Below are 25215 nucleotides of genomic sequence, written 5' to 3'. Positions count from 1 at the left end.
GAAAAATATCATCGCTTTGTGTTCAAGTGCATATTGTTTCATCAATTTTACAGTTGCGCAGCCAATTCTGCTCCTTCTTTGATCGCACGCTTCGCATCTAGCTCTGCTGCGAGCTTTGCACCACCAATAATATGGTAGTTCGCTATAGTCGACTCACCCTCTTTTGGCATCAAGTCTTTTACCGACTCTTGACCTGCACACACCACCACAGTGTCTACACGTAAAAGTTGATCTTGCCCATTATGCTCAATCCAAAGCCCTTCATCAGTGACTGCTTTATATTGCACACCACGCAGCATACGTACGCCATGCTTTTTAAGCTGTGCACGGTGTACCCAACCCGAAGTCTTGCCAAGGCCAATACCGAGTGGTGTTGTTTTACGTTGTAGTAAATAAATTTCACGGATTGCTGGTTCAACTTCTGGCGGCTGCATACCACCTTCAGAAACATAATTCGGATCTGGGTCTACCCCCCATTCACGTTGCCAATCAGCCAAAGGTTGAGGCTGTGGTTGATGTGGCGGTTTAAGTAAAAACTCTGACACGTCAAAACCAATACCACCCGCACCAATCACTGCAACTTTTTGCCCGACTTCTGCCCCTTTCAAAACTTGAGCATATGAAAGGACTTGTGGTGCATTACTTCCTTCAATTTTTAATGCACGAGGGATTACACCTGTTGCAACGATTACTTCATCAAAACCTTCGCGTTCGAGCTGCTCACGATTTACGCGAGTATTTAAACGTACGTCCACTCCAGTTTTTTCCAGTTGGACTTTAAAGTAGCGGATCGTTTCGTGAAATTCTTCTTTGCCCGGTACAACTTTGGCAAAGTTAAATTGACCGCCTACATCAGAAGTTGCCTCAAACAGCGTCACTGCATGGCCACGGCTTGCAGCAACAGTTGCCGCCGACATACCCGCTACTCCGCCGCCCACAACTGCAATTCGCTTAGGCTGTTTAGTCTTTAAATAGACCAGTTCAGTTTCATGGCCTGCACGTGGGTTAACCAAACAAGATACACGCTTATTTTTAAAAGCATGGTCTAAACAGGCTTGGTTACATGCAATACAGGTATTAATTTCATCAACACGGTTAGTCGCAGTTTTATTTACCCAAAATGCATCGGCCAATAAAGGACGCGCCATTTGAACCATATCCGCTTTGCCAGTTGCCAAAATTTCTTCGGCAGTTTCAGGCATGTTAATACGGTTTGAAGCAATAATCGGAATAGAAATATGTTGTTTTACATGAGCAGTATAGTCGACAAAAGCTGCACGAGGCACAGATGTTACAATGGTCGGCACACGAGCTTCATGCCAGCCAATGCCAGTATTTAATAAAGTCACCCCTGCTTTTTCTAAAGCTTTGGCTACAGTCACCACCTCTTGCATGGTGTTACCGTCATGGACTAAATCAAGTAATGACAAGCGGAAACAGATAATAAACTTCTCACCGACTTTGGCACGGATCGCTTTAACAATCTCGACTGGAAAGCGCATACGGTTTTCAATTTCACCACCCCAACGGTCAGTACGCTGGTTCACGTGGCGACTTAAAAACTGGTTAATTAAATAACCTTCCGAGCCCATAATTTCGACACCGTCATAACCTGCTTTTTTGGCAATGTCAGCACAGTGTGCGTAATCTTCTATTGTGCTCAGAATATTTTTTTCAGAAAGCTGGCGTGGTTTAAATGGGGAAATTGGAGATTTAATTGCAGTTGAAGATACAACAAACGGCTGGTAACCATAACGACCTGCATGCAAAATTTGCATTAAGATTTTTGAACCATGTTTATGCACAGCATGTGTAACCAGACGATGCTGTGGAATATCAAATAAGCTATTCATGGTCCCGCCAGCAGGTGCTAACCATCCTTGACGGTTCGGTGAAATACCACCTGTCACAATCAGGCCCACCCCACCTTTTGCACGCTCTTCAAAATAAGCTGCCAGCTTTGGGTAATTGTAAAAACGATCTTCAAGCCCCGTATGCATGGAACCCATCACCACACGGTTTTTAATGGTGGTAAAGCCTAGATGTAATGGTTTTAATAAATTGGCGTAACTTGTCATGCTGCGTCCCAATAATTTTTTGCAACTTGTTGCATAGTACTTTAATACTTTTTTGATAATTTTGGATGACCAAGCAAAGAAATTTATCGGAGCTTATGGTCAATCCATTTATTAAAGAACAATACTTCATTCACTTCTTCTTATTCTATAAATAGCCTTATATTTTTTATCAAATTAAAACTTCAAATCAGAACAAGTGAATTAATGCTTTTTTTGCGAAAAAAAGCACCATGAATAGTGCTACAATAGCCGCCATTCAGAATTCTCAAGACCGCCTATATGGGGTCTTTTTCATAAATGTTAGGATTAGCAATGACTGATAATGCAACTATCTTGCAGCATGTACCAGTAGGCAAAAAAGTTGGGATTGCCTTCTCCGGAGGCCTAGACACTTCAGCTGCCTTATTGTGGATGAAACAAAAAGGCGCAGAACCTTATGCATATACTGCAAACTTAGGTCAGCCTGATGAAGATGACTACGATGCAATTCCAAAGAAAGCAGAACAATACGGCGCTGTAAAAGCTCGCTTAATTGACTGCCGCTTACAACTTGCGCTTGAAGGTATTGCTGCGATTCAGTGTGGTGCATTCCATATCAGTACAGGTGGTGTTCCTTATTTCAATACGACTCCACTCGGTCGTGCAGTAACAGGCACAATGCTAGTTACCGCAATGAAAGAAGATGACGTAAACATCTGGGGTGACGGTTCAACTTATAAAGGTAACGATATTGAACGTTTCTATCGTTATGGTTTGTTGACTAACCCGAATCTTAAAATTTATAAGCCTTGGTTAGATCAAAACTTCATCGATGAGCTCGGTGGCCGTGCAGAAATGTCACAGTTCCTGATCGACAACGGTTTTGACTACAAAATGTCAAAAGAAAAAGCGTACTCAACTGACTCAAATATGTTGGGTGCGACTCACGAAGCAAAAGATCTTGAATACCTAAATGCTGGTATCAAAATCGTTGACCCAATTATGGGCGTTGCTTTCTGGAAAGATGAAGTTGAAATTACTCCAGAAGAAGTGACTGTACGTTTTGAAGAAGGTGTACCTGTTGCATTAAACGGTCAAACTTTTGACAATCCGGTTGAGCTTATTCTTGAAGCAAACCGTATTGGTGGCCGTCATGGTTTAGGTATGTCTGACCAAATCGAAAACCGTATTATCGAAGCAAAATCTCGTGGTATTTATGAAGCACCAGGTATGGCTCTTCTTCATATTGCTTATGAGCGTTTGGTTACTGGTATTCATAACGAAGATACGATCGAACAATACCGCATTAACGGTTTACGTTTAGGTCGTTTACTTTACCAAGGCCGCTGGTTCGACTCTCAAGCGCTTATGTTGCGTGAAACTGCACAGCGTTGGGTTGCTAAAGCGATTACTGGTGAAGTAACTCTTGAACTTCGTCGTGGTAATGACTACACCATCATGAACACTGAATCTCCAAACTTAACGTACGAAGCTGAACGTTTAACAATGGAAAAAGGCGATTCAATGTTTACGCCAATGGACCGTATTGGTCAGTTGACTATGCGTAACCTCGACATTACCGATACACGTGCAAAACTTGGTATCTATACAGATGCTGGTTTGCTTTCAATCGGTCAAGGTTCTGCTGTACCACAACTTGATAGCAAGAAAAAATAATTTTCTTACTTAATAAAAAGGCCACCGACACAGGTGGCTTTTTTATTTCAAATATTTGTGTTTAAACAAGTTCTGTCACTTCCAACGGTTGATAATAAATCTGGTTACGTCCAAGTTGCTTAGCACGATACAAAGCTTGATCCGCAGCGTGAATTAATTTTTCCTGATTTACTTTAAAACCTTCTGTATAAACAGTAAAACCTAAACTAATCGTGACATGCTTAGAAACTAAAGATGCTGCATGAGGAATCGCTTGTCGCTCAATCGCTTTATAAATATTTGCAGCGACGGCATAGGCGCCTTGAGCTGGTGTTTTTGGTAAAAGTACAACAAACTCTTCTCCACCATAACGGGCAACAAAATCAACATGCCGAATCGAATTTTTAATTGCAGCGGCAATAGATGAGATGACTTTATCCCCCATTTGGTGCCCATAAAAATCGTTATAATTTTTAAAAAAATCGATATCAATAAATAAAACAGCCAATGGACGCTTTTCTTGCTTTGCACGATAGTAAAAAAAGTCGAACATCTCATCAAAAGTACGTCGATTTGAGATATTAGTCAGTGCATCTTGCTGGCTTAAATGAAGCAATTCAGATGCCTCAATACGTAAAATCTGTTCATTAAGTTCAGCAAGCTGATTATTTAAAAAGAGGCTTCTTTCTCTAGATGTAAGCATCGTGCTAATTGAAAAACCTAAAATACAACTTCCAAACAGCGCTCTTCCCAAAGCAATAAAATCACAATTGGCTTGCCATAAAATCAGTAGGGAAAAAACACAAAAGGCTGCTGTTAAACCTACATAAAGCATATGTAGAGGCTTTATTCCGCTTAAAATAAACCCCAGCATATATAAGAAGGAAAGTAGTAACATCGACTGGTTTTTAAGAGCGACATTTCCTACGCTAAGGAGCAACATTGCATTGATAATGATGGTCAAAAATACAATGCCACATGCAGCGATATAAAAATATTCAGTGAGTTTTTTAAACTTTGCAAAAACCCAAAATAACAGCAGTGCACAAGCAATATTAATTGCACTAAGTAAACAGTAAATAAAGTCCCAAGTAATATAAGGCACCCCTATGACCAAATAGTCCGTAGGTAGAGCCAGCAATATAAAAATGAGATAGGTTAAAACGCCACTTGCTAAAAACTTTGAGATATTCTGTTTAGTTCGCTCAAGATTTAGACACCAGAATTTTTTTTCTAATTGATGTGGCAGAGGTATATTGGCATAACGATGGGTATGTAGAGTTACTAGATATTCTATTTCTTCTTTTGCTTTGAGTAATTCATGTACATTTCCCCTATTTGCCACTACTTGATTCCTGCCTCTCACACATTAACAAAATATAACATTATTTTTTAAGGCCTCTGGCGCTTTATTTTGCCATTTGTCCGTAATTCTCGTTACCATTTTCACACTTTATCGATTATCATTTGTTTTATTTCGAAGTTTGAACTGCCTTGGACTCTATTACCCTGCTCCAGCCAGATGACTGGCATGCACATTTACGTGATGGTTTAGCATTAAAACGTACTGTACCTGATTTGGCCAAACAATTTGCTCGTGCGATCTGTATGCCAAACCTTGTTCCACCTGTAAAAACTGTGGAAGAAGCACTGGCTTACCGTGAACGTATTCTTGCTCATGTTCCAGAGGGTCTTAACTTTGACCCACGTATGGTGCTTTATTTTACTGATTTCACCTCACCAGATGAAGTTCGTAAAATTAAAGAATCTGGACATGTAAATGCCATTAAACTTTACCCAGCAGGTGCAACCACCAACTCTGATAACGGTGTAAGTGACATTCGTAAAGTTTATGCAGTCATTGAGCAACTAGAAGAGCATCAAGTTCCGTTATTACTTCATGGTGAAGTGACTCATAACCACGTTGATATTTTTGACCGTGAAAAACGCTTCTTAGACGAAGTTTTATCACCGTTATTAAAACAGTTTCCAAAACTTAAAGTGGTACTTGAGCACATCACAACAAGCGATGCTGCACACTTTGTTTTAGAACAAGATCGCAATGTCGCTGCAACAATCACGCCTCAGCATTTATTATTTAACCGTAATGATATGTTGGTTGGTGGTATTAAACCGCATTTCTATTGCTTACCAATTTTAAAGCGTCAAACTCACCAGACCACTTTGCTTGAAGTTGCAACGAGCGGTAACCCTAAATTTTTCTTGGGTACAGATAGTGCTCCTCACTCGCAAAATGCAAAAGAAAATGCGTGTGGCTGTGCGGGCTGTTATAGTGCGCCTAATGCAATTGAACTTTATGCTCAAGCATTTGACCAAGTGGGTAAATTAGAGCGCTTAGAAGGTTTTGCAAGCCACTTTGGTTCAGACTTCTACGGGCTACCACGTAATACTTCTACCATTACTTTGGTAAAAGAAGATAACCTCGTTCCAGAATCTTTTGATTATTTAGATGATCAAAAAATTATCCCGCTGCATGCCGGGAAAACGCTGCAATGGAGAAAAGTGTGACACAAGAAACCTCTGTCCCGGTCATTGGCCAACGTTTTCGTGGCTTCTTACCTGTTGTTGTTGACGTTGAAACGGCAGGTTTTAATGCCCAGACAGATGCATTGCTAGAAATTGCGTGCATTCCAATTGTGTATGATGCTCAGGGACAATTTGTCCCTGGTCCAGCATTTCATGCACATATTAACCCGTTTGAAGGGGCTAATCTCGATCGCCGTTCGTTAGACTTTATTGGTATTGATCCATTCAATCCAATGCGTATTGCAATGGCTGAAGATGAACGCACTGCATTACGCCGTATTTTTAAATCGGTGAATGAAGTCCGTAAACAGCAACATTGTACACATGCCGTCTTAGTGGGCCACAATGCGCATTTTGACCTTGGTTTTGTGCAAGCAGCAATTGCACGTACAAGCACAAAAAACCAAAACCCATTCCATAGTTTTTCAGTAATGGATACGGTTACTTTAAGTGCTGTTATGTTTGGACAAACTGTGCTTGCTAAAGCCTGTATTCAAGCTGGAATTGAGTTTGATGGTAAAGAAGCACACTCTGCTTTGTACGATACTCAGAAGACTGCTGAACTGTTTTGCTATATTTTGAACAAACTGTCACCTTACCTCCTTGACAGTTTGGTGGCGGCTTCTTAAGATACCGCCATCCTCAACGTCCCTATCGTCTAGAGGCCTAGGACATCGCCCTTTCACGGCGGTAACCGGGGTTCGAATCCCCGTAGGGACGCCATATTCTCTTCTTATAAAATTCCTTTCTATTTAATTTTTTATATTTCTAATCTTCTGTATTTCCTAATAAAATACACTTGTACACATATATCACGGATCCGGTATTTGCTTTACATAGATTTACAATATAATAATTCTTATTTTTATACTGATATTTATTATCAACAAGGTTTTAAATGGATCTTAAGCTTCGTCTTCTCTCCCTGAGCATCGCTCAACTATGTTGTATTTCAAGTGCTTTTGCAGAAACCAATAGTTCATCAACAACGCTTGCTACCATTAAGATTAAAGCCCAACAAGCTGCTGACCAAACTTATAAAGTCGATAGTTCAAGTAGCGCAACACGTAGTGAAGTCGCATTAAAAGATACGCCACAATCTGTCAGTGTAGTGACTCAAAAAGTAATTGAAGATATTGGCGCGACACGTTTAATCGAAGCGCTTGATTTAGCTGGCGGTGTGACTCGTGCTAATAATTTTGGAGGTCAAGGTTTAACAGGCTTTAACCTTCGTGGTTTCACTAGCGGTGAATTTTATCGTAATGGATTCCCGATTAATCGTGGTTATCCAAATGCTCCAGATAGCAACACTATTGAACGTGTAGACGTTTTACGTGGCCCCTCTTCTAGCTTATATGGTCGTGGTGACCCAGGTGGTACGTTTAACTTAATTTCTAAAACACCGAAGTCTGCGCAACAAACCACTTTAAGTGCTCAGCTCAGTAGTGAAGGTTTATATCGCACCACGGTAGACACAACAGGTACTATCCAGAATGCAGAAAATATCGGTTATCGTCTCAATGTGATTGCAGAAGGTGGTGATAGTTATCGCGATCATGTCGAGTCTAAACGTTATGGAATTGCACCAGTCATTCAATGGCAAGCTTCTGACGCAACAAAAGTTACTTTTGAAGCCGATATCCTAAGAAATCAACATCCACTTGATCGCGGGCACACACGCTACCCTACACAAAAGTCTTTTAATAGTTCACCCGAAACCTATTTATGGGAAACAGGTAAATACAACAACCGACTCTACAATGATAACAATATGACGCAATTACGAGTCGAGCACGACCTTGGGAATGACTGGAAGCTAAATGCTGGTGTGCAGTATTTAAATGGCAAATTGCATGGCTATGCAGTAGAGGCAAATGGCATTCAAGATGACGGTGAAACTTTAAACCGAAATTACAACTATCGCGAATTAAAATGGCAAGATACCGATGCCCAAATTAATCTAACAGGTAATTTCCAACTTTTAGGTCTAGCTCATACTTTAGTGACTGGGCTTGAATACGAAAACTATGATTATAAGTCATATATTATTCGTTCAGATGCTAAGTCAAATAACTACCCGATCAATATCTATAATCCAGTTTTAGGTCAACCTCTACCTGAGCTTAAAAACATTACGACCCATGACCGCGAAAATTTAAAAACAACAGCCCTTTTTGTACAAGACCAAATCGATTTAAATGAGCGTTTAAGTTCACTGCTGAGTTTGCGTTTTGAGCACTACGAACATGATTACAAAAATCTATTACCGAATACTGCAAACTGGAATACCAGTCATGATGCATTTATTCCGCGTTTAGGTTTGGTTTTTAAAGCGCGTGATGACCTTTCAATCTATAGCAATGCTGCAAAATCTTTTAGACCTAACACTGGTGCTAGCCGTAATGGAGAGGGATTTGACCCAGAGGAAGGCATGGCTTACGAGTTAGGCTTTAAATGGCAAGCACTCGACAATATGCTATCGGTTGACTCTGCGATTTTTTATGCAAAAAAAGAAAATGTCTTAACTCTCGATCCTGTAGATTCAGCCTATAAAGTTGCTGCTGGTGAAGTTCGTAGCCAAGGTATTGAGCTAAATGTTGCAGGGCAAATCACTCCAGCTTGGAAAATTATTGGTGGATATGCCTATACAGATGCAGAAGTCAGCAAAGACAATACTTTGAAAAAAGGAACCGCTTTAGCCAATATTCCAAAGAATAGTTTTAATCTGTTAAATATCTATGAATTTCAAGATGGTCCTTTACAAGGCTTAGGTCTAGGCATTAATCAAAAATATATTGATAAGCGTGCAGGTCAAACAGCTAATAGTACTTATACAATGAAAGGTTATGCAGTTACAGATTTGGTTTCTTATTATCAGGCAACACCAAAACTTCGTATTAACTTAGATCTGAAAAATCTTTTTGACAAAGTTTATGATGAAAGCGCTTTCAATCTATATGCATATCCGGGTGAATCACGTACTGTTCAATTAGGTATGAGCTATACGTTCTAAAACAAATACGCCATTTCAGTTATTGAAATGGCGCATCAGATTTATGCAGACTTACGTGAATTAACTTGTCCTTGAATCACCGCTTTAATATTGCCTTTGGCGTAATTTAAAAACACTACCAGTGGTGAAAGTTTTGGATTTGGCTTTTTACCCTTGCCAATCGTTTTAAACTGAGCGGCATACCAAATAATTTCCATAATTGCCATCTTATCGACAAATGGTAAGCCTGTTTTAATCGGTTTTACAGCATAGCGAACATCTTGCCCTGCAATTAAACGTTCTGTTAAATCGGTTTCAACTGCAAATGGACGAGCAATACCAATAAAGTCACATGCACCACTTTCAAGTGCGGCATTCATGCCTTCTACAGTACGGAAACCGCCTGTCACCATGAGTTTACAATTAACATGCTGGCGGATTTTCTCTGCAAAATCTAAAAAGTATGCTTCGCGCGCAATCGTACTTGCTTTACGTTTGTCGGCCTTAGCTCCAGCCATTGCTGGTGCCTCGTAAGTACCGCCTGAAATTTCAATTAAATCGATACCAGCTTCATCCACTGCTTTAAACACTGAAATAACGTCTTCTTCGCTAATACCACCACGCTGGAAATCAGCCGAGTTAAGCTTCACTGAAATGATAAAATTATCTGAAGTTGCCTCACGTACCGCTTTATAAACTTCTAGTAAAAAACGAGTACGATTCTCAACTGAACCGCCCCACTGATCTGTACGCTTATTGGTTAATGGCGATAAAAACTGGCTAATTAAATAACCATGTGCGCCATGTAATTGTACTCCCTCAAAACCTGCTTTTTCACAAATGTGAGCTGCTGTCGCAAAACGTTTAATAATATCTAGAATTTCGTCATGAGTAAGTTCACGTGGCGTTCCAAACATGGTTGCTAAAGCTGGGCTAAAAGGTACGGCTGAAGGCGCTACAGTTTCTTTATTTAAACCTTTTGGACACTGACGACCTGGATGCGATAATTGAATCAACTGAACCATGCCATATTTTTTACCTAATGCCGCCCATTCTTTTAAGCGCTCTAGGTCGCGTTCAGTTTCAATAACAACAACACCTGGTTCATTTTTTGCGCCGGCATTTACCATGACGTTGCCAGTAATGGCACAGCCAAGCTCACCTTTTGCCCATGCACCATATAAACCCAAATGTAAGTCATTTGGTTGGCCTTCATAATTTGCAAGTGCCTCACTCATTGCACCTTTAATAATTCGGTTTTTAAAGGTGGTATTGCGAATTGTGATGGGTTCAGCAATCTGGTTCATGGTTAACCTCTGTTCTTTGAATTTTAGAGCAATTACTCTAATTTAAATGAGTTATTGGGCATGTCAAGTCATAATCGATAACTGACAATAGCACATGTCAATTTTAAAAAATATAAAAATATGCAACTTTTTGCATTAGAAGTTTAACCAAAATTTATTTATATAAAACAATCAATTAATAAATATCTTTAAAAGGATGCTTTAATTAACTGTTTCGTATATTCACTGTTAGGCTTAGAAAATAAGAGTTCAGTTTCCTGATATTCAACAACTTTTGCATGACGTAATACCATCACTTTATGGCATAGTGCTTTTACTATATTGAGATCATGACTAATGAAAATATAATTTAACTGCTCAGTTTGCTGTAATTGTCTCAACAGCTTGATCATGGCTTTTTGCGTGGTCCTATCTAAGGCCGACGTAGGTTCATCCAGAATTAAAAGTTTAGGCCGAACCACTAAAGCTCTGGCTAAGGCGACACGTTGACGTTGTCCGCCTGAAAGTTCATGAGGGTAACGATGTTGAAAATCTTCAGCCAATTCAACTTTTACCAATACAGATTCTACTTGCTTTTTGATCTCGTTATCAGCTACTGCTTTCACTTTCAATCCTTCAGCAATAATCTGCCCTACTGTCATACGCGAGTTTAAACTTCCAACTGGGTCTTGGAATACAAGTTGAAAATCTGATCTCATCAAACGTAGGGCTTTGAGCTGTAGCTGATTCAAATCTTGCCCTAAAAAAACAATCTGCCCTTCACTTTTAATAAGTCGGACCAAAGCGAGGGCTAAAGATGACTTACCAGCACCACTTTCACCAACTACCCCAAGCGATTCACCTTGAGCAAGATCAAAACTCAAATCTTCTATTGCGGTGAAATACCCTTGAATGCGATTTAAAATTCCTTTTCTTATAGGAAACTGCACGCTGAGCTGTCGAACTGATAAAACATTCTGTTGAGCCGGTCTAAATTCTACTTTTCCAAAATCATGATCTAATAATTCTGCTGTATAACTTGTTTTAGGATTTGCAAAGATTTGGCTCAGTTCACCTTGCTCTACTACACGCCCTCTTTGCAATACAATAAGTTTCTCAGCATAGCGGTGCACTAAATTGAGGTCATGGCTAATTAAAATAAGTGCCATTCCATATTTTGCTTGCAAAGATTTTAATAGCTCTAAAATCTGTATCTGTAAAACCACATCCAACGCAGTAGTAGGTTCATCAGCAATCAAAATTTTAGGCCGAAGCGCCAATGTCATCGCGATCATGACACGTTGTCTTTGCCCACCAGAAAGCTCATGAGGATAACGTTTTAATATTTGTTCTGGTTCAACAATTCCAACATCTTTTAGTAATTCAACTATTTGCTGTCGAACTTCAAGTTTTGAAAAACCAGATAAAAGAAGATTTTCCCCTATAATTTTTTCAACCCGATGGAGCGGATTTAATGCAGCAGCAGGCTCTTGAAAAATCATAGCGATTTGTCGACTACGTAAATTTGATTGAGCTCTTTCATCTAGCTCAAGCATATTTTGTGGACCAATCCAGACCTGTCCCGTTATTTCTAATTTATCTTGTAGCAACCCCATTATTGCTAAGCAGCTCATCGATTTACCTGAACCACTTTCGCCCACAACAGCCAGTGTTTCCCCTTCACTTAAGTAAAAATTCAGGTCATCTAATAAAACTCTTTGATTTTTGGTTTGAACCGAAAGATGCTCTACTTTTAATAATGTTGAAGTGGGATTTAAATTATTTTCTTGGGTCAAAAGCATCGCGAGCCGCCTCCCCAATATAGATTAAAAGTGAAAGAACAATCGCTAGACTAAAAAAGCCTGAAATTGCTAGCCATGGCGCATCTAAATTATTTTTACCTTGAAGCAATAATTCACCTAAAGAGGCAGCATCAGGTGGCAGTCCATATCCTAAAAAATCAAGAGCAGTTAAAGCGCTAATATTAGTTGTTAAAATAAAAGGTAACTGAGACAAACTCGAACTGATCGCATTTGGCAAAATATGCCTAAAAATAATCGCGCGATCAGTCACTCCCAAAACTTGGGCTGCACGAACATAATCAAGCTGGCGAGCTTTCAAAAATTCTGCTCTAACGATGCCCACCAAAACAGTCCAGCCGAAAAACAACATAATGAAAAATAGCCAATATACATTTGGAACAAACATACTGACTAAAATCATGACCATAAAAAGCATGGGTAAGCCATTCCAGACTTCAACTAAACGTTGCCCCAATAAATCGACCCAGCCGCCATAATAGCCTTGAATAGCGCCTACCGTAATTCCAAATAAAGCAGAACAAAAGGTTAAGGCTAAGCCAAAAAGCAACGATACTCTTAAGCCATAAAGAATACGCGCAAGAACATCCCTTCCTTGATCATCTGTTCCCAACCAGTTTTGCTTGGAAGGTGGTGATGGCACAGGAACTGCCAAGTCTAAATTGGGAGTTTGATATGAAAATTGAATGAGGGGCCAAACTGCCCATCCTTTAGCTTCAATAAGCGCTTGTACGGCGGGATCTTTATAGTCAGCTTCTGTTTCAAACACCCCACCAAACGCAGTTTCAGGATAAGCTTTTAACACAGGTAAATAGAAAGAATCTTCATACTTCACTAACAGCGGTTTATCGTTAGCAATTAACTCCGCGGCTAATGACAAAACCAAAATCAGACTAAATAATATAAAGCTTGCCCAGCCCAATTTATGCTGTCTAAAACGCTGTAATCGTGTCCGCACAATCAAGGACATTATTTGCCTCCTTGCGCATCAAAGTGAATTCGAGGATCAATCCATTGGTACAACACATCACAAATAAGACGTAAAATTAGGCTAAATAGAGTAAAGAAAAATAAAACACCAAAAATAACAGGATAGTCACGCTGGACAATCGCTTCAAAGCCCAACAACCCTACCCCATCTAGATGAAAGATAATTTCTACAAACAGGTTACCTACAAAGAAAATGCCCGCTAACGCTTCTGGCAATCCTGCGAGCACAACTAAAATGGCATTACGAAAGACATGCTTATATAAGACCTGTTGACCGTTCAACCCTTTTGCATAGGCTGCCAAAACGTAGGGTTTATTGAGTTCTTCTAAAAATGAGTATTTAGTTAAATAGGTTAAACTGGCAAAACCGCCTAATACCATCGTAATCAGTGGCAAAGTCATATGCCATAAATAATCGGTAACTTTGCCCCAGAGACTGAGTTGATGAAAGTTATCTGATACTAAATTTTGTAGTGGAAACCATTGGAAATAAGACCCACCTGCAAAAAAAACAACTAATAAAATCGCAAATACAAAACTTGGTACAGCGTACCCCACCACAAGCACTAAAGAAGTGGATCGATCAAACCAAGAGCCCTGCTGTTTTGCCTTTTTAATTCCCAGCGGAATAGAAATGAGATAAATGAGTAAAGTACTCACCAGCCCAAGTGAAATGGAAACAGGCATTTTTTCCCACAACAATTGCACAACAGGTTTATCTTTAAAGAAACTTTGTCCGAAATCTAAAGTTAAATAGCCTTTTAACATCAAGAAAAACCGTTCAGGTGCAGAACGATCAAAGCCATACTGTGCCTTAATTTGTTCAACCATTTCAGGGCTTAAACCTTGAGCACCTTGATAATAAGTTTCTGCACTTAATGCACGACCAATTCCCAAATCGCTTTGTGCCTGATGTATTGCTTGCTCAACTGGTCCACCCGGTGCAATTTGCACAACCACAAAGTTAATCAATAGAATGACAAATAATGTGGGAATCATTAAAAGAAGTCGCTTGAGAATATATGAACCCATATAACAGGATTTCCTTTATGGCAGGTGCTTTTTATTGTTGATGTAGATATTTGGCAACTGTTTTGGCTTTGTTTGCATCACTCCACCAATATTCTATCCCAGAAGAAAGTGTTGGTTTAACTTTAGGTTGTTGATATATATTCCAATAAGCATACCAGTTTTCACCTTTACCATAAGTCGGGATTTGATAATAACCAGCTCTAAGCAATCGATCGAGAATGCGAGTATAAATAACCTGCTGTTCACGATTTTTACTCGCAACGAGTTTTGAAATCACTTGATCAATTACTGGATTGCGAATTCCAGCATAATTGTAATTTCCATCCTGAGCTGCGGCGATACTCCCCCAAAATTGAGTCTGTTCATTTCCCGGATTGAGAGATTGAGGCAAATTCATTGTGGTCATATCAAAATCGTAACGACGAGTCCGTTCTAAATATTGCGGAGCATCAACCTGACGCAAATTAACTGCAATACCTAACTTTTTTAAGTTACGAATAAAAGGTAAAAGTGTTCGTTGTTTACCATCTTGCTGAATTAAAAACTCAAGCTGAACTTTCTTGCCCTCAGGGGTAAAGAGCTGCCCTTCTTTAACTTTATAGCCAGCTTGTATAAGCAATTGGCGCGCAGTTAATAAATTCTGACGATTGAAACCACTCGCATCAGACACGGGGTATTTCCAATTTGCTAAAACACCTTGCTGCATGATTGGAGATAACTTAGGCAATAACGGCTTTAACAACTCTAATTCAGTTTTTGAAGGTCGGCCTGTTGCTGCTAATTCACTATTTTCAAAATAACTTTGTAGGCGCTGATATTGTCCATAAAACAAAGCTTTATTCTGCCATTCAAAGTCATAAGCATAGGTTAAAGCTTGTCTAAAACGAATATCATTTAAAGGTTTTCGTCGCGTATTAAAAACATAGCTTTCAGTGGCGATAGGATTATGATGACGAAACTTATATTGAGTAACCAACCCTGCTTTTACGGCTGGAAAACGGTAATCTGTTACCCATTTTTTTGGGTTAGTTTCTTCATGCAAAGTGTATTGCCCAGATTTAAATCCTTCAAAAGCAATATCCCAATTTCGATAATAGACATATTTTAATCGGTCAAAGTTATAACGTCCCTTATTAATAGGTAAATCTTTTGCCCAATAATTCGGGTTTCGTTTATAACTAATGCTTCTACCCGGATCGATTCGTTCAACTACATACGGTCCCGAACCAATAATCGGTTGTAAAGTAATGCGGCTAAAATCTCTTTTTTGCCAATCTGCTTTTGAATAAATGGGTAAGGTTGCCAAAATGAATGGCATTTTAGGGTTATGTGTAGACTTAAAACTAAACTTTACTTGATGAGCATTGATTACTTCTGTTTTTGCTAAATCAGCAAGGTACATTTGCAAACCTAAATTGGACTTCGTCTGATAAGCATCAAAACTAAATTTAACATCCACCGCAGTGACCGGCTGTCCATTACTAAAACGCGCCTTAGGGTTTAAATAGAAAGTCACTGATTGCGTTTTTTCTGGGTCAAAACTCACTTTCTGTGCCAAAAGCGGATATAAAACCCCGACCTCATCAAGTGATTGGGTCATTAAAGTATCAAAAAGATAATTAACGCCTTCTGTAGCACTCCCCTTCCCATTCATACTATTAAGGTTATCAAAAGTTCCTTGAGCTGCCTGACTTAATAGGCCACCTTTAGGTGCATTAGGGTTTGCATATGGCATAGCCATCATTTCTAAATACTTAGGCTTAGAATGAATCGCTATATATGAAGTGGTTTGCTGTGCAGAAAAAACACTATGGGAAATGACACTGAGCCCGACTAGCAGGCTCAGTTGAAAATTTAATTTATGCATAAGTGGCTAATTATTTTACAAATTAGGCACTTTAATCACATCACCAATGCGAAGCTGAGTAGAAGGCGTTAAATTATTCAGCTCAGCCAATAAATTGGTTTCTAAACCATATTTACTCGCAAGACCGATTAAGGTATCACCACGCTTCACTTTGTATTCCACGACAGTTTTTGGAATCACAATATTCTGACCGCGCTGTAAGTTAGCATTTGCTTTTAATGCATTCATTTCAGCCAGTTCACGCACTGAAATACCAGCACGGCTCGCAATACTATTTAAAGACTCACCAGATTTAACCGTATATCTTTCAGTATTTTTACCAGCGGCAACCGTTTTAGTTGAAGACTTAGTATCTGCTTTAGCTGTTTCAACTGTAGGTACATCACCCGTTAGCTTTAAACGCTGCCCCACACGAACGCTACTGTTGCGTGAAAGACCATTTAATGAAGCAAGGTAGTCCAGCTGTAAGTGGTAGCGATTAGCGATATTACCTAAGCTATCACCCGATTTAACTGTATAAGTTTCTGGTGTTTCTTCTTTAGTATTTTTAGAAGATTTAGTTGGCACTTCTTCAACCGTACCTGTTAGTTTTAAGCGTTGACCAGCACGCAAACCAGCAGTACGAGACAAACCGTTTAGGTCAGCCAAATAGCTTGTTTGCAAATTATATTTACTCGCAATCGCATTTAAACTATCGCCAGACTGTACAACGTATTGTTCTGGAACACTTAAGCCTGCCGGTACTTTTAAAGTTTGACCAAGCTGTACATGGCTATTTGCTTTTAAGTTATTTAACTCGGCTAACTCAGCTAGGCTAATTTTTGATTTAGTTGCAATACTCGATAAAGTATCACCACGTTGTACTTTATAGCCTTCTGTTTTATAAGAAACACTTGCTGATGCTTTCTCAGATTTACTAGAAGCCTTAGTTTCAGCAACTTCATCTACAGAAATATCTTGTGTAGGCACATTAATTTTTTGGCCTACCATTAAGTTACTGCCCGCAGTTAATCCCGGTGTTAATTCAGCAAGTTCCTGATTAGAGAGCGCATAACGATCTGCAATCAATTTAAGGTATTCACCGCGCTTCACAGTATAGCTCTTAGTTGCTATACGTTTTGCACTTGCCTGAACTGCTTTCGGTTCTGCTTTAGCACTTGAGCGACTATTCTTTGGTTCTTTTAACTGTAGTTTTTGCCCAACAAATAAGCCATCAGTCACTGATAAATCGTTATATTCAGCCAATTGTCTTACTGACAAATTAAACTGGTTAGCCACACCGCTTAAGCTATCGTTAGCCTGAACGACATATACATCTGGTTTAGCTGTGCTTTTTGAAGTCGTTTGAGTTTCTTGTGGCTTAGCATCATAAAGGTAAAGCGTTGAACCAACATATAACGTCTTCTCAGGATCAATCTGGTTCCACTTAGCAACATCGCGCCAGTTTACGCCGTTTTTCATCGCAATAACGGCTAAAGTATCACCCGGTAAAACTGTATAGGTACTACGTTTGCCTTTAGGCTGCACAACCACTACATCTGTGTCAGTTTTAATGTAAGGCTTGTCTTTATTACGCTGCCCATCTTCAGAGTTAGCTACAGTCACATCTTCAGCTAAAGTTTTTGGATATGCAAAACCTTTACTTACTTCTTTACCTTGTTGCTCTGCAACTGACTGACTTGTTTGAATCGCAGTTAATTTAATTTTGCCATCATAAGGATCAACAATTTCTGTTCCTTGTGGTGCAATAGCTTTTAACTCGGCAACTACTTGATCTTTTTCAGCCTGCGTTGGTTGTGGCTCTAAAGCTTGTTGAACTGTTTCTTTCTCACCTTCAGCTCGAACTGCCGCTAAAATCTTTTCACGTTCTGCAGCCGAGATTGGTGGCTCTGTCTTCACTTGCTTAATATTTGCCGCAGGTGTCACAGCAACAGGAATACGTGGAGCACTTGGTACATCAGCCGAAGCTGCAAACGCGGCTAAAGCATCAGACCCACGTGGAGTTGAAGTTTTTACCGTGGTAGAGCTACTCGTTGTTTTAGTAGGTGTAGACGGTTTAACCGGTTGAACCTGATTTGCAGGCGTGGTTTTAATTGTCACAGATGTTGACGCACTTACATCTGGCTTAGATGGTGAGGTCACATTTGCCCACCAACCTGAACCACCACCAGACTTCATACCTTTTAATTTATTATCAATTGAAGGACTTAAATCCGCCGGAATCAAGATACGCATTGGACTTGCAGGGTCTACCATTTCACCACGATATCCCGGGTTTAATGCATAGAGTTCCGAACGACTTAATCCAGCTACAGAAGCAATTTCATTTAAAGATAAAGGTGCAGATAAAGTCACTTCACGGAAATGGGGTCTATTTGCAATTGGTGGTAAAGAAATACCGTAAGCTTTTGGATTTTTAATAATTTGAGCAACGGCCAAGAAACGCGGAACATAGTTCATGGTTTCTTGAGGTAATTTTAAAGACCAATAATCAGTAGGTAAACCTGCTGCCTGATTTCGGTTAATTGCTTGTTGAATACGTCCCGGTCCAGCGTTATAGGCTGCTAAAGCAAGTTCCCAAGAACCGAATTGGTTATATAAGCTTCCTAAAAACTCATAGGCAGCACGAGTCGATTCAACAACATCTCGACGACCATCATACATGCCTGTTTGCTTTAAGCCATAAATACGGCCAGTACTCGGAATAAACTGCCATAAACCTGCTGCGGCTGCGCTACTTGTTGCAGCTGGGTCATATGAACTTTCAATTACAGGTAAGAGTGCAAGTTCTGTCGGCAAACCACGGCGTTCAGCTTCTTTAACTGTATGGTACAAATAACGACTTGCACGGGCACTTAAACGATCAAGATAAGGCTGACGAGAAATAAACCAACTACGCTGAGCTTCAATACGTGAATCCCAATGGTTCAAATCCATTTTAAAACCAACAGACATACGTTTCCAGACATCACCATGCTTTAAAATAAGCAGACGGTCACCCTCTACAGCACGCATATCAGTTGCTGAAAGTAAGTCTTCCAATGAATCAAGACTACTCGCATCTAAATAACCTGCACCACTGACCTGTTTCGATTTTGAGGTTTTTGCAGATTGCGGAGTCGATGAACAGCCTGTTGTAATACCCAACGCAGCTAACGCAGAGCTAAGTACGGTAATTTTAAACAATGATGCTGCAGATGGCTGCCACACAAATGTGGTTGGTTTATACATAAAAATTTCCAAACAACTCGCGTAATATTTTTTTGGGGTCTGCCCACAAACCCTAGGTCTTCGATGCCATTGTAGTAAAGCATGCAAGATAGACAAGGCAATAATTTAATGTCATTTGCATGGAAATGTTACAAGAAATTAAAAAAACCTTGCTTTGATACGATGGAACCGAACTTTTTGCGTATACAATACACCATATTCAGTTCTTTTTCTTTTAGTTTAGGTTTCGATTTATGTCTCAAACAATCACACTGTATGTTGATGGTGCATGTCGTGGCAATCCGGGTTTAGGTGGTTGGGGCGCATATGTCATTACTGAGCAGGGTGAACATAAATTATTTGGCGGTGAGCCTGATACGACCAATAACCGTATGGAGCTCACTGCTGCCATTGAAGGTGTTTCATTTTGCCCAGCCGATGCACATTTGATTATCTGGACAGATTCAAATTATGTGAAGCAAGGTATTACTGAGTGGATTCATGGCTGGAAAAAGAAAAATTGGAAAGATGTAAAAAATCCTGACCTTTGGCAGAAATTAGATGCTGTCTGTGCAGGTAGAAATATTGAGTGGAACTGGATTAAAGGCCATGCAGGACATCCAGGCAATGAAATGGCAGACCAGCTTGCTAATTTAGGTGCAGACAAAACTGCGAAAGAACTCAAGCAACCACAGTCTGCCACTGTAACGCAAGATATAAAAAAGCCTGAACAGGACTGGTTACTAGATGACCCTTTCGGGTTTGACCTAGCTGACGCAACTGAAGAAGAAAATATTCATCTTGAAGCAACTGAAGAAGTTGAGGTGATTATTGTGGAAGAAGAAATTATTGAAGTTGAAACTGCCGAACAAGAAATTAAGCAGCCAACCAATAATATTCATCCTCAAATCGTTGTGACCGAAGCCAAATTAAAATTACAAGGTCCTCGACAACTGATTCTCGATACGGAAACTACGGGTTTTTATTTCCAAGATGGCGACCGCATTATTGAGGTGGGCGCGATTGAGATGATTAACCGTAAGCTTACGGGTAGCTCGATTCATATTTATATTAACCCACAAAAACCAGTGGGAGACTCAGAAAACATCCACGGTATCAGTGATGATTTCTTAAAAGATAAACCGCTCTATGCGGATATTGCTGACACCTTATTTGACTATCTTAAAGGTGCAGAGATTATTGCCCATAACGCGACCTTCGATATGAACTTCCTTGATATGGAGTTTAAGCGCGTAGGACTTCCTGCACTTTCTGAAGTATGTGAGGTAACAGATACTTTAGCTTTAGCGAAAAACAAACATCCGGGACAAAAAAACTCCCTTGATGCGCTTGTAAGACGTTATGAAATTCCAGCACGTGACCGTACTTTCCACGGCGCATTACTCGATGCTGAAATTCTTGCTGATGTTTACTTGGCAATGACTGGTGGTCAGGTTTCTTTTGATATAGATGCCTTATCTCAGAGTGAAAATAGCCAGCAAACAACCAATAGAAGCAGAGTTCAAATTGACCTCCCTGTAATTTACCCTTCAGATGAAGAGTTAAATACACATGAGACTTGGGTCAAAGAATATGAGGAAAAACACGGAGAACCTTGCCTTTTTGCAAAATAAATTTTTGATTCTTTAGTGTTTTTAGCTTTTCCCCTTTGTAAGTTAAGTTATATTAGTCGCATAGATTTTTAGCTCAAATTATTGAGCACTACGAATATAACAATTGATTTTTTTTGCAAAGGGGAACGTTTATGTCTGAGCATACGTCGATTCATTTCGATCCAACAGCTTTACTCATCATTAAACATGAAATTGATCGTTCAATAAAACTGGTTGAAGGTGCAGTAAGTACCTTAATTGAAGAACAGGCTCTCCCTTTTGGTATTGATGATGCATTAGAACAGTTTAAACAATGCACTCAAGTTCTACGCTTAATTGATGTTCCTTATCTTGCAAAAATTACTCAATATTCGACTGAGTTGATGCAAAAAATTATTGCGAATCCAACCCAAATTAATACGGATGATGTGGTTGCCCTAAGCGAAGGCACGACCATGGTAAAGCGCTATATTGAATTTATCTGTTTGCGTGAAATACAAGTTCCACAATTTCTTCTTACGACCTTAAATAATTTAGAATTAGCTTTGAATAAGCCTCTAACTACATCGGGGCAAGCTATTGTTCCTTTACTTGCAAATACTTCGCTTGAACTACCCTTGCCTGAAATATTAATTAGTGAAAAAACTCAGTTTATCCATCAACTCTACAAACTATCTCTCCATCAATTTTTGAAAAAGACAGCATCAGCTCAGAATTTTCAAGCCTTTAAACTTATTGCAACCTATTTGGTCAGCATGGCGAATACTCAGCCAAGCCAAAAATATTGGCAGCTCGTCAATTACGCTTTTAACCATATTGATGACCTACTTTTAAATGATTCACGCCTACGTGTACTGATTAATATTGAAAGTCATATTGCTCTATTTTTGGCAGCACCCGAAAGTTTTGAACCTAATTTAGCGGCATTCGCAGATATTTTAAGTATTGTCATCGCTCAAGAAGATGAGATTTCTCATCTTATTCGTAACCAACTTCATATTGGTGATGAAACACCGACTGATACTCAATTACTCGTTTTAAGTCGCCATCTCTTTGGTCCTGACTTTGACACGATGCACACTGTCAGCCAATTAATCTTGGATGAAATGAATAAGGTGCGAAACGATATTGAATACAACTACCAAAATATGTCGCCTGAAAAAGCACAGCAACTACAAGCGAGCCTTTTACAACTGGCTCATACCTTTAAACTCCTAAACCTTGATGAAGCCGCCTCTGCGCTTTCTCAACAAGCCAGCAGTTTAAGTCAACTTAACATTTTAAGTGATGAAAACTATGCTCAGCAGCTCATGAACAGCATTTTATCTGCCATGAACTCAATTGGTATTTTGGTACGCAATTACACGTCAAATCGTCTACAACTTAGCGTGAATAATACGGCTATTTCTTTAGACCGTCTTGACGAAGCTCATCAAGCTTTGCTTACCGAAACAAAAAATTTAATTGATTTTATCTGTCAGAGTCTTACGTTGTATGCCAATGACCAAACACAAAATATTGAAGCCATTGCAGGTTCATTAAAAGAGTTAGCAGGTGCGGCCGAATTTTTAGGAAGCACGACTCAACAACATGCTTTACTCCAAACTGCCCAATTTGTTCAAGAGCAACTTGAACAAAACCAGCCTTTTAATACAGACCAAATTCACTGTATTTTTAACGTATTAGCAGGCATTGACATGTTAGTTGACAATTTAAAAAATAAACAACCTGTTCTACAATCCATGTTTAATGTAGCATTGTCGAGTAGTCAACAACTTCAAAAAAAGGCAGCTTAATGTCTGAATTATCACTTGCTTATATTTTCCATCATCAACAATTACTGGTTGACCAGAATCTCCAACTACCTAAAGTCGAAAAGTTAGCAAGTGATTTACTTTTCACTCATGATGAGCAGGTCATTGCACGTGACTTGCTTGCTGAGGAACCCATTCCCGAAGGCTTACAACTGGTTCCCATTCGCCAACTCATTACCAGCTGGTCGAAAGAACAGTTCTTACAAGCAAGCCGCGCTGTACAGTTACTTGAATGGCGACGCAATCATAAGTTTTGTAGCCATTGTGGACATCCAACAGAAGTTCATCCAACTGAATATGCGATGGTATGCCCTTCTTGTCGCTACCACCAATATCCTCGTGTAAACCCTTGCATTATTACCGTGATTACTCGTGGTGATGATGAAATCTTGCTGGCTAAATCAGTTCATAACAAAACCAATATGTATGGTTTGATTGCAGGTTTTGTTGAGGTGGGCGAAACACTTGAAGAGGCAGTACAACGTGAAGCCTTTGAAGAAGTAGGTTTAAAACTTAAAAATATTCAGTATATGTCCAGCCAGCCTTGGCCATTCCCAAGTAACCTTATGGTGGCATTTCGGGCAGAATATGAGTCGGGTGAAATTAAGCTTCAAGAAGAAGAAATTGCAGATGCACAATTCTTCAAAATTAATCAATTACCTGAGATTCCGTTTAAAGGAAGTATTGCTCATTCAATGATTATGCAGATTACTCAAGCTGGGTAATCTGGCGTGTTTTAAACGAGACTCTCGTTTAAAACACTTCTTCAAGAAAATGTAAGATCGTTCTTTTCGTTCTGAAATAGTGGCTAATAAAGCTAGAAAGACTGGCCAAAATTGTAATATGTCCAGTTTTGGGAATCACAGCGATATGACTGTGATTTCCACTCTGTCTTAAAGCCCGATCCAAATCCAATGTATTCTCTTTGCCGACAAGCTGATCATTTTCAGCCATGAGCAAGTAATGTTTAATACTATTTTGATTGACGAAATAGTATGGCATCACCTCTTGATAAGAAATACTTTGATCAAAAGCATCTTCAGCTAGTGGATCACCCTTATAATCAAAATGATAAGGTCCAGCTAAACCGAAAATCGCCTTAATATTTCCTAAACATTGAATAGGATTTGGCGTTGGGTGATAAACAGCAGACATTACATTAAATGCCCCTGCCGAATGTCCCATAAGCACAACATTTTCTGTAGAAATTTCTAGTTTGTCTTGGTTTTGATGTAAATAATTCAATGCCTGAGTCAGGTCATCAACAAAACTCGGAAAAATATTTTTAGGAGCTAATTGATAGTTGATAACTGCAACATCATAACCTTCTTTAGCAAACGTCTCACCAATAAAAAGATAATCTCGCTTATTACCATGTTGCCAAGCACCACCATGTACAAAAACAATAAGAGGCTGATGTGCTAGTTTTTTAATAGATCGGTAAATATCCAAACGGTGACGCGGCTTTAGACCATAACGTACATTTGCGACCTGTTCAAAACCATCTTTTGGCGTAAAACGGTTTAAAGCAAAACTCCCCAAATCATAAAGGCGGAACTCTTTATAAAGAGTTCGCGCCTGTTCAATTTTACTTAGTAGTTGTTCAATCAGATTCATATATTACTGTGCATTCGAAGCTGGATCTGTTTGGTCAGGATCAATTGCAACAGGAGTTTGAACTGTTGGTTGAGCAATGACGTTATTAATAATTGGTGTAGTCGTTGCACTAGCCGTACTCGCCGCTGGCGCAGGTGCTAAATCAACGTTATCAATGAGTGTCACAATTTTGGTCACGTTACCAACATTTTGAAGCACATTATTTAAATCATTAATTTCAGCTGTATTTAAACGACCCATCACATAAAGTACGCCGTCTTCGGTATGGACAAGTACTTTACTATCCGATACAACTGGCGCTTTCATTAATAGAGCACGTGTATTTGCAGTTACACCAGCATCTTGCATGATCGTGTTATAGCTGACCTTATTACCCACGGTAATGTAGTTATGTACAGCTTTTACATCACTCATAGCTTTAAGATTGTCTTCTGCCAATTGTTTCAAGTATGGGTCTGGCACTTGTCCTGTTAATAAAACAGTACTGTGGAAACTTTCGATATTAATACGTGATTGTTTAAAACGCTGATCAAGCTTATAGAGGTTAATATTCGCTGTACGTTTAATTGAAGAATCAATGAATACCTGACCTAAGCTACGTACACCACTATCTGTTCCGACTGGAGCTGTACCTGTTCCACCAGAAATAAAACTTGCGCAACCTGACAAACTTGCGACACAAAGCGCTGTTACAGCAATACGTTTCAACACTCC

General features: G+C 39.4%; 17 protein-coding genes and 1 tRNA gene. 8 read left to right on the top strand and 10 right to left on the bottom strand.

Going from position 1 to position 25215, the window contains the following annotated elements; translation table 11 throughout:
- Positions 1 to 47: 47 nt before the first annotated feature.
- A complete protein-coding gene (locus tag RMA94_RS09675; RefSeq protein ID WP_311082695.1) occupies positions 48 to 2078 on the bottom strand; it encodes an NADPH-dependent 2,4-dienoyl-CoA reductase in 2031 nt (676 codons plus the stop codon).
- Between the two features lie 297 nt (positions 2079 to 2375).
- Between RMA94_RS09675 and argG the strand changes: the two genes are divergently transcribed.
- Entirely contained in the window at positions 2376 to 3734 is a 1359-nt protein-coding gene (argG, locus tag RMA94_RS09670) for an argininosuccinate synthase (RefSeq protein ID WP_014206117.1), read from the top strand.
- Positions 3735 to 3795: 61 nt separating this feature from the next.
- On the opposite strand, the gene RMA94_RS09665 is transcribed toward argG, so the two are convergent.
- On the bottom strand, positions 3796 to 5058 hold the full coding sequence (locus RMA94_RS09665; protein WP_069036846.1) for a diguanylate cyclase: 1263 nt from the start codon (positions 5056 to 5058) through the stop codon (positions 3796 to 3798).
- Positions 5059 to 5207: 149 nt separating this feature from the next.
- On the opposite strand from RMA94_RS09665, the gene pyrC reads away from it, so the two are divergent.
- The 4 genes from pyrC to RMA94_RS09645 all read left to right on the top strand — a co-directional run bounded on the left by pyrC (position 5208) and on the right by RMA94_RS09645 (position 9273).
- Positions 5208 to 6242: a dihydroorotase gene (gene pyrC, locus RMA94_RS09660; protein WP_311082693.1), complete on the top strand. Its 1035-nt coding sequence runs from the start codon at positions 5208 to 5210 to the stop codon at positions 6240 to 6242.
- Positions 6227 to 6889 (top strand): ribonuclease T, encoded by a 663-nt coding sequence (rnt, locus tag RMA94_RS09655; protein ID WP_002117536.1) that lies wholly within the window; start codon positions 6227 to 6229, stop codon positions 6887 to 6889. The genes pyrC and rnt overlap by 16 nt, the downstream gene beginning before the upstream one ends.
- An 18-nt stretch (positions 6890 to 6907) precedes the next feature.
- Positions 6908 to 6983 (top strand) — tRNA-Glu (locus RMA94_RS09650).
- Positions 6984 to 7158: 175 nt separating this feature from the next.
- A complete protein-coding gene (locus RMA94_RS09645; protein ID WP_311082692.1) occupies positions 7159 to 9273 on the top strand; it encodes a TonB-dependent receptor in 2115 nt (704 codons plus the stop codon).
- 41 nt (positions 9274 to 9314) lie between these two features.
- Here RMA94_RS09645 and RMA94_RS09640 read toward each other — a convergent pair whose 3' ends face one another.
- The 6 genes from RMA94_RS09640 to RMA94_RS09615 form a co-directional block, all read right to left on the bottom strand.
- Positions 9315 to 10559 carry an NADH:flavin oxidoreductase/NADH oxidase family protein gene (locus RMA94_RS09640; protein WP_311080520.1) on the bottom strand — a complete coding sequence of 415 codons (1245 nt, stop codon included), beginning with the start codon at positions 10557 to 10559 and terminating at the stop codon, positions 9315 to 9317.
- A gap of 188 nt (positions 10560 to 10747) precedes the next feature.
- Positions 10748 to 12340: a dipeptide ABC transporter ATP-binding protein gene (locus RMA94_RS09635; RefSeq protein ID WP_311082691.1), complete on the bottom strand. Its 1593-nt coding sequence runs from the start codon at positions 12338 to 12340 to the stop codon at positions 10748 to 10750.
- Positions 12318 to 13328, bottom strand: coding sequence for an ABC transporter permease (locus RMA94_RS09630; protein WP_311082690.1), 1011 nt, complete (start codon positions 13326 to 13328; stop codon positions 12318 to 12320). The genes RMA94_RS09635 and RMA94_RS09630 overlap by 23 nt, the downstream gene beginning before the upstream one ends.
- Positions 13328 to 14380, bottom strand: a complete 1053-nt coding sequence (locus tag RMA94_RS09625; RefSeq protein WP_199984630.1) for a microcin C ABC transporter permease YejB — start codon at positions 14378 to 14380, stop codon at positions 13328 to 13330. Before RMA94_RS09625 ends, RMA94_RS09630 begins: the two co-directional genes overlap by 1 nt.
- A 31-nt stretch (positions 14381 to 14411) precedes the next feature.
- Positions 14412 to 16247, bottom strand: coding sequence for an extracellular solute-binding protein (locus RMA94_RS09620; protein ID WP_311082689.1), 1836 nt, complete (start codon positions 16245 to 16247; stop codon positions 14412 to 14414).
- Between the two features lie 15 nt (positions 16248 to 16262).
- On the bottom strand, positions 16263 to 19478 hold the full coding sequence (locus RMA94_RS09615) for a LysM peptidoglycan-binding domain-containing protein (RefSeq protein WP_017387171.1): 3216 nt from the start codon (positions 19476 to 19478) through the stop codon (positions 16263 to 16265).
- Positions 19479 to 19711: 233 nt separating this feature from the next.
- Between RMA94_RS09615 and dnaQ the strand changes: the two genes are divergently transcribed.
- From dnaQ to nudC, 3 genes are all read left to right on the top strand, one after another.
- Positions 19712 to 21091, top strand: coding sequence for a DNA polymerase III subunit epsilon (gene dnaQ / locus RMA94_RS09610; RefSeq protein WP_311082687.1), 1380 nt, complete (start codon positions 19712 to 19714; stop codon positions 21089 to 21091).
- A 131-nt stretch (positions 21092 to 21222) separates the two neighbouring features.
- Entirely contained in the window at positions 21223 to 22866 is a 1644-nt protein-coding gene (locus tag RMA94_RS09605; RefSeq protein ID WP_202724541.1) for a chemotaxis protein, read from the top strand.
- On the top strand, positions 22866 to 23609 hold the full coding sequence (nudC, locus tag RMA94_RS09600; RefSeq protein ID WP_068529007.1) for an NAD(+) diphosphatase: 744 nt from the start codon (positions 22866 to 22868) through the stop codon (positions 23607 to 23609). Before RMA94_RS09605 ends, nudC begins: the two co-directional genes overlap by 1 nt.
- A 28-nt stretch (positions 23610 to 23637) precedes the next feature.
- Here nudC and RMA94_RS09595 read toward each other — a convergent pair whose 3' ends face one another.
- Together RMA94_RS09595 and RMA94_RS09590 are read right to left on the bottom strand one after the other, a co-directional pair.
- Positions 23638 to 24501, bottom strand: coding sequence for an alpha/beta hydrolase (locus tag RMA94_RS09595; RefSeq protein ID WP_213385098.1), 864 nt, complete (start codon positions 24499 to 24501; stop codon positions 23638 to 23640).
- 3 nt (positions 24502 to 24504) lie between these two features.
- The gene (locus RMA94_RS09590; protein ID WP_002117601.1) at positions 24505 to 25212 is read right to left on the bottom strand and encodes a BON domain-containing protein; all 708 of its coding nucleotides are present in this window, start codon (positions 25210 to 25212) and stop codon (positions 24505 to 24507) included.
- Positions 25213 to 25215 lie beyond the last annotated feature (3 nt).

It is taken from the genome of Acinetobacter sp. V115_6 (assembly GCF_031799025.1).
Classification (GTDB): Bacteria; Pseudomonadota; Gammaproteobacteria; order Pseudomonadales; family Moraxellaceae; genus Acinetobacter; species Acinetobacter pittii.
This window is presented reverse-complemented; position numbering and strand designations above follow the sequence as displayed.

Excerpts from the sequence above, each read along its gene's own strand:
- RMA94_RS09675 (WP_311082695.1), bottom strand. The coding sequence starts at position 2,078 with ATGACAAGTTACGCCAATTTATTAAAACCATTACATCTAGGCTTTACC.
- argG (WP_014206117.1), top strand. The coding sequence starts at position 2,376 with ATGTTAGGATTAGCAATGACTGATAATGCAACTATCTTGCAGCATGTA.
- rnt (WP_002117536.1), top strand. The coding sequence starts at position 6,227 with ATGGAGAAAAGTGTGACACAAGAAACCTCTGTCCCGGTCATTGGCCAA.
- RMA94_RS09645 (WP_311082692.1), top strand. The coding sequence starts at position 7,159 with ATGGATCTTAAGCTTCGTCTTCTCTCCCTGAGCATCGCTCAACTATGT.
- RMA94_RS09640 (WP_311080520.1), bottom strand. The coding sequence starts at position 10,559 with ATGAACCAGATTGCTGAACCCATCACAATTCGCAATACCACCTTTAAA.
- RMA94_RS09635 (WP_311082691.1), bottom strand. The coding sequence starts at position 12,340 with ATGCTTTTGACCCAAGAAAATAATTTAAATCCCACTTCAACATTATTA.
- RMA94_RS09630 (WP_311082690.1), bottom strand. The coding sequence starts at position 13,328 with ATGTCCTTGATTGTGCGGACACGATTACAGCGTTTTAGACAGCATAAA.
- RMA94_RS09625 (WP_199984630.1), bottom strand. The coding sequence starts at position 14,380 with ATGGGTTCATATATTCTCAAGCGACTTCTTTTAATGATTCCCACATTA.
- RMA94_RS09620 (WP_311082689.1), bottom strand. The coding sequence starts at position 16,247 with ATGCATAAATTAAATTTTCAACTGAGCCTGCTAGTCGGGCTCAGTGTC.
- RMA94_RS09615 (WP_017387171.1), bottom strand. The coding sequence starts at position 19,478 with ATGTATAAACCAACCACATTTGTGTGGCAGCCATCTGCAGCATCATTG.
- dnaQ (WP_311082687.1), top strand. The coding sequence starts at position 19,712 with ATGTCTCAAACAATCACACTGTATGTTGATGGTGCATGTCGTGGCAAT.
- RMA94_RS09605 (WP_202724541.1), top strand. The coding sequence starts at position 21,223 with ATGTCTGAGCATACGTCGATTCATTTCGATCCAACAGCTTTACTCATC.
- nudC (WP_068529007.1), top strand. The coding sequence starts at position 22,866 with ATGTCTGAATTATCACTTGCTTATATTTTCCATCATCAACAATTACTG.
- RMA94_RS09595 (WP_213385098.1), bottom strand. The coding sequence starts at position 24,501 with ATGAATCTGATTGAACAACTACTAAGTAAAATTGAACAGGCGCGAACT.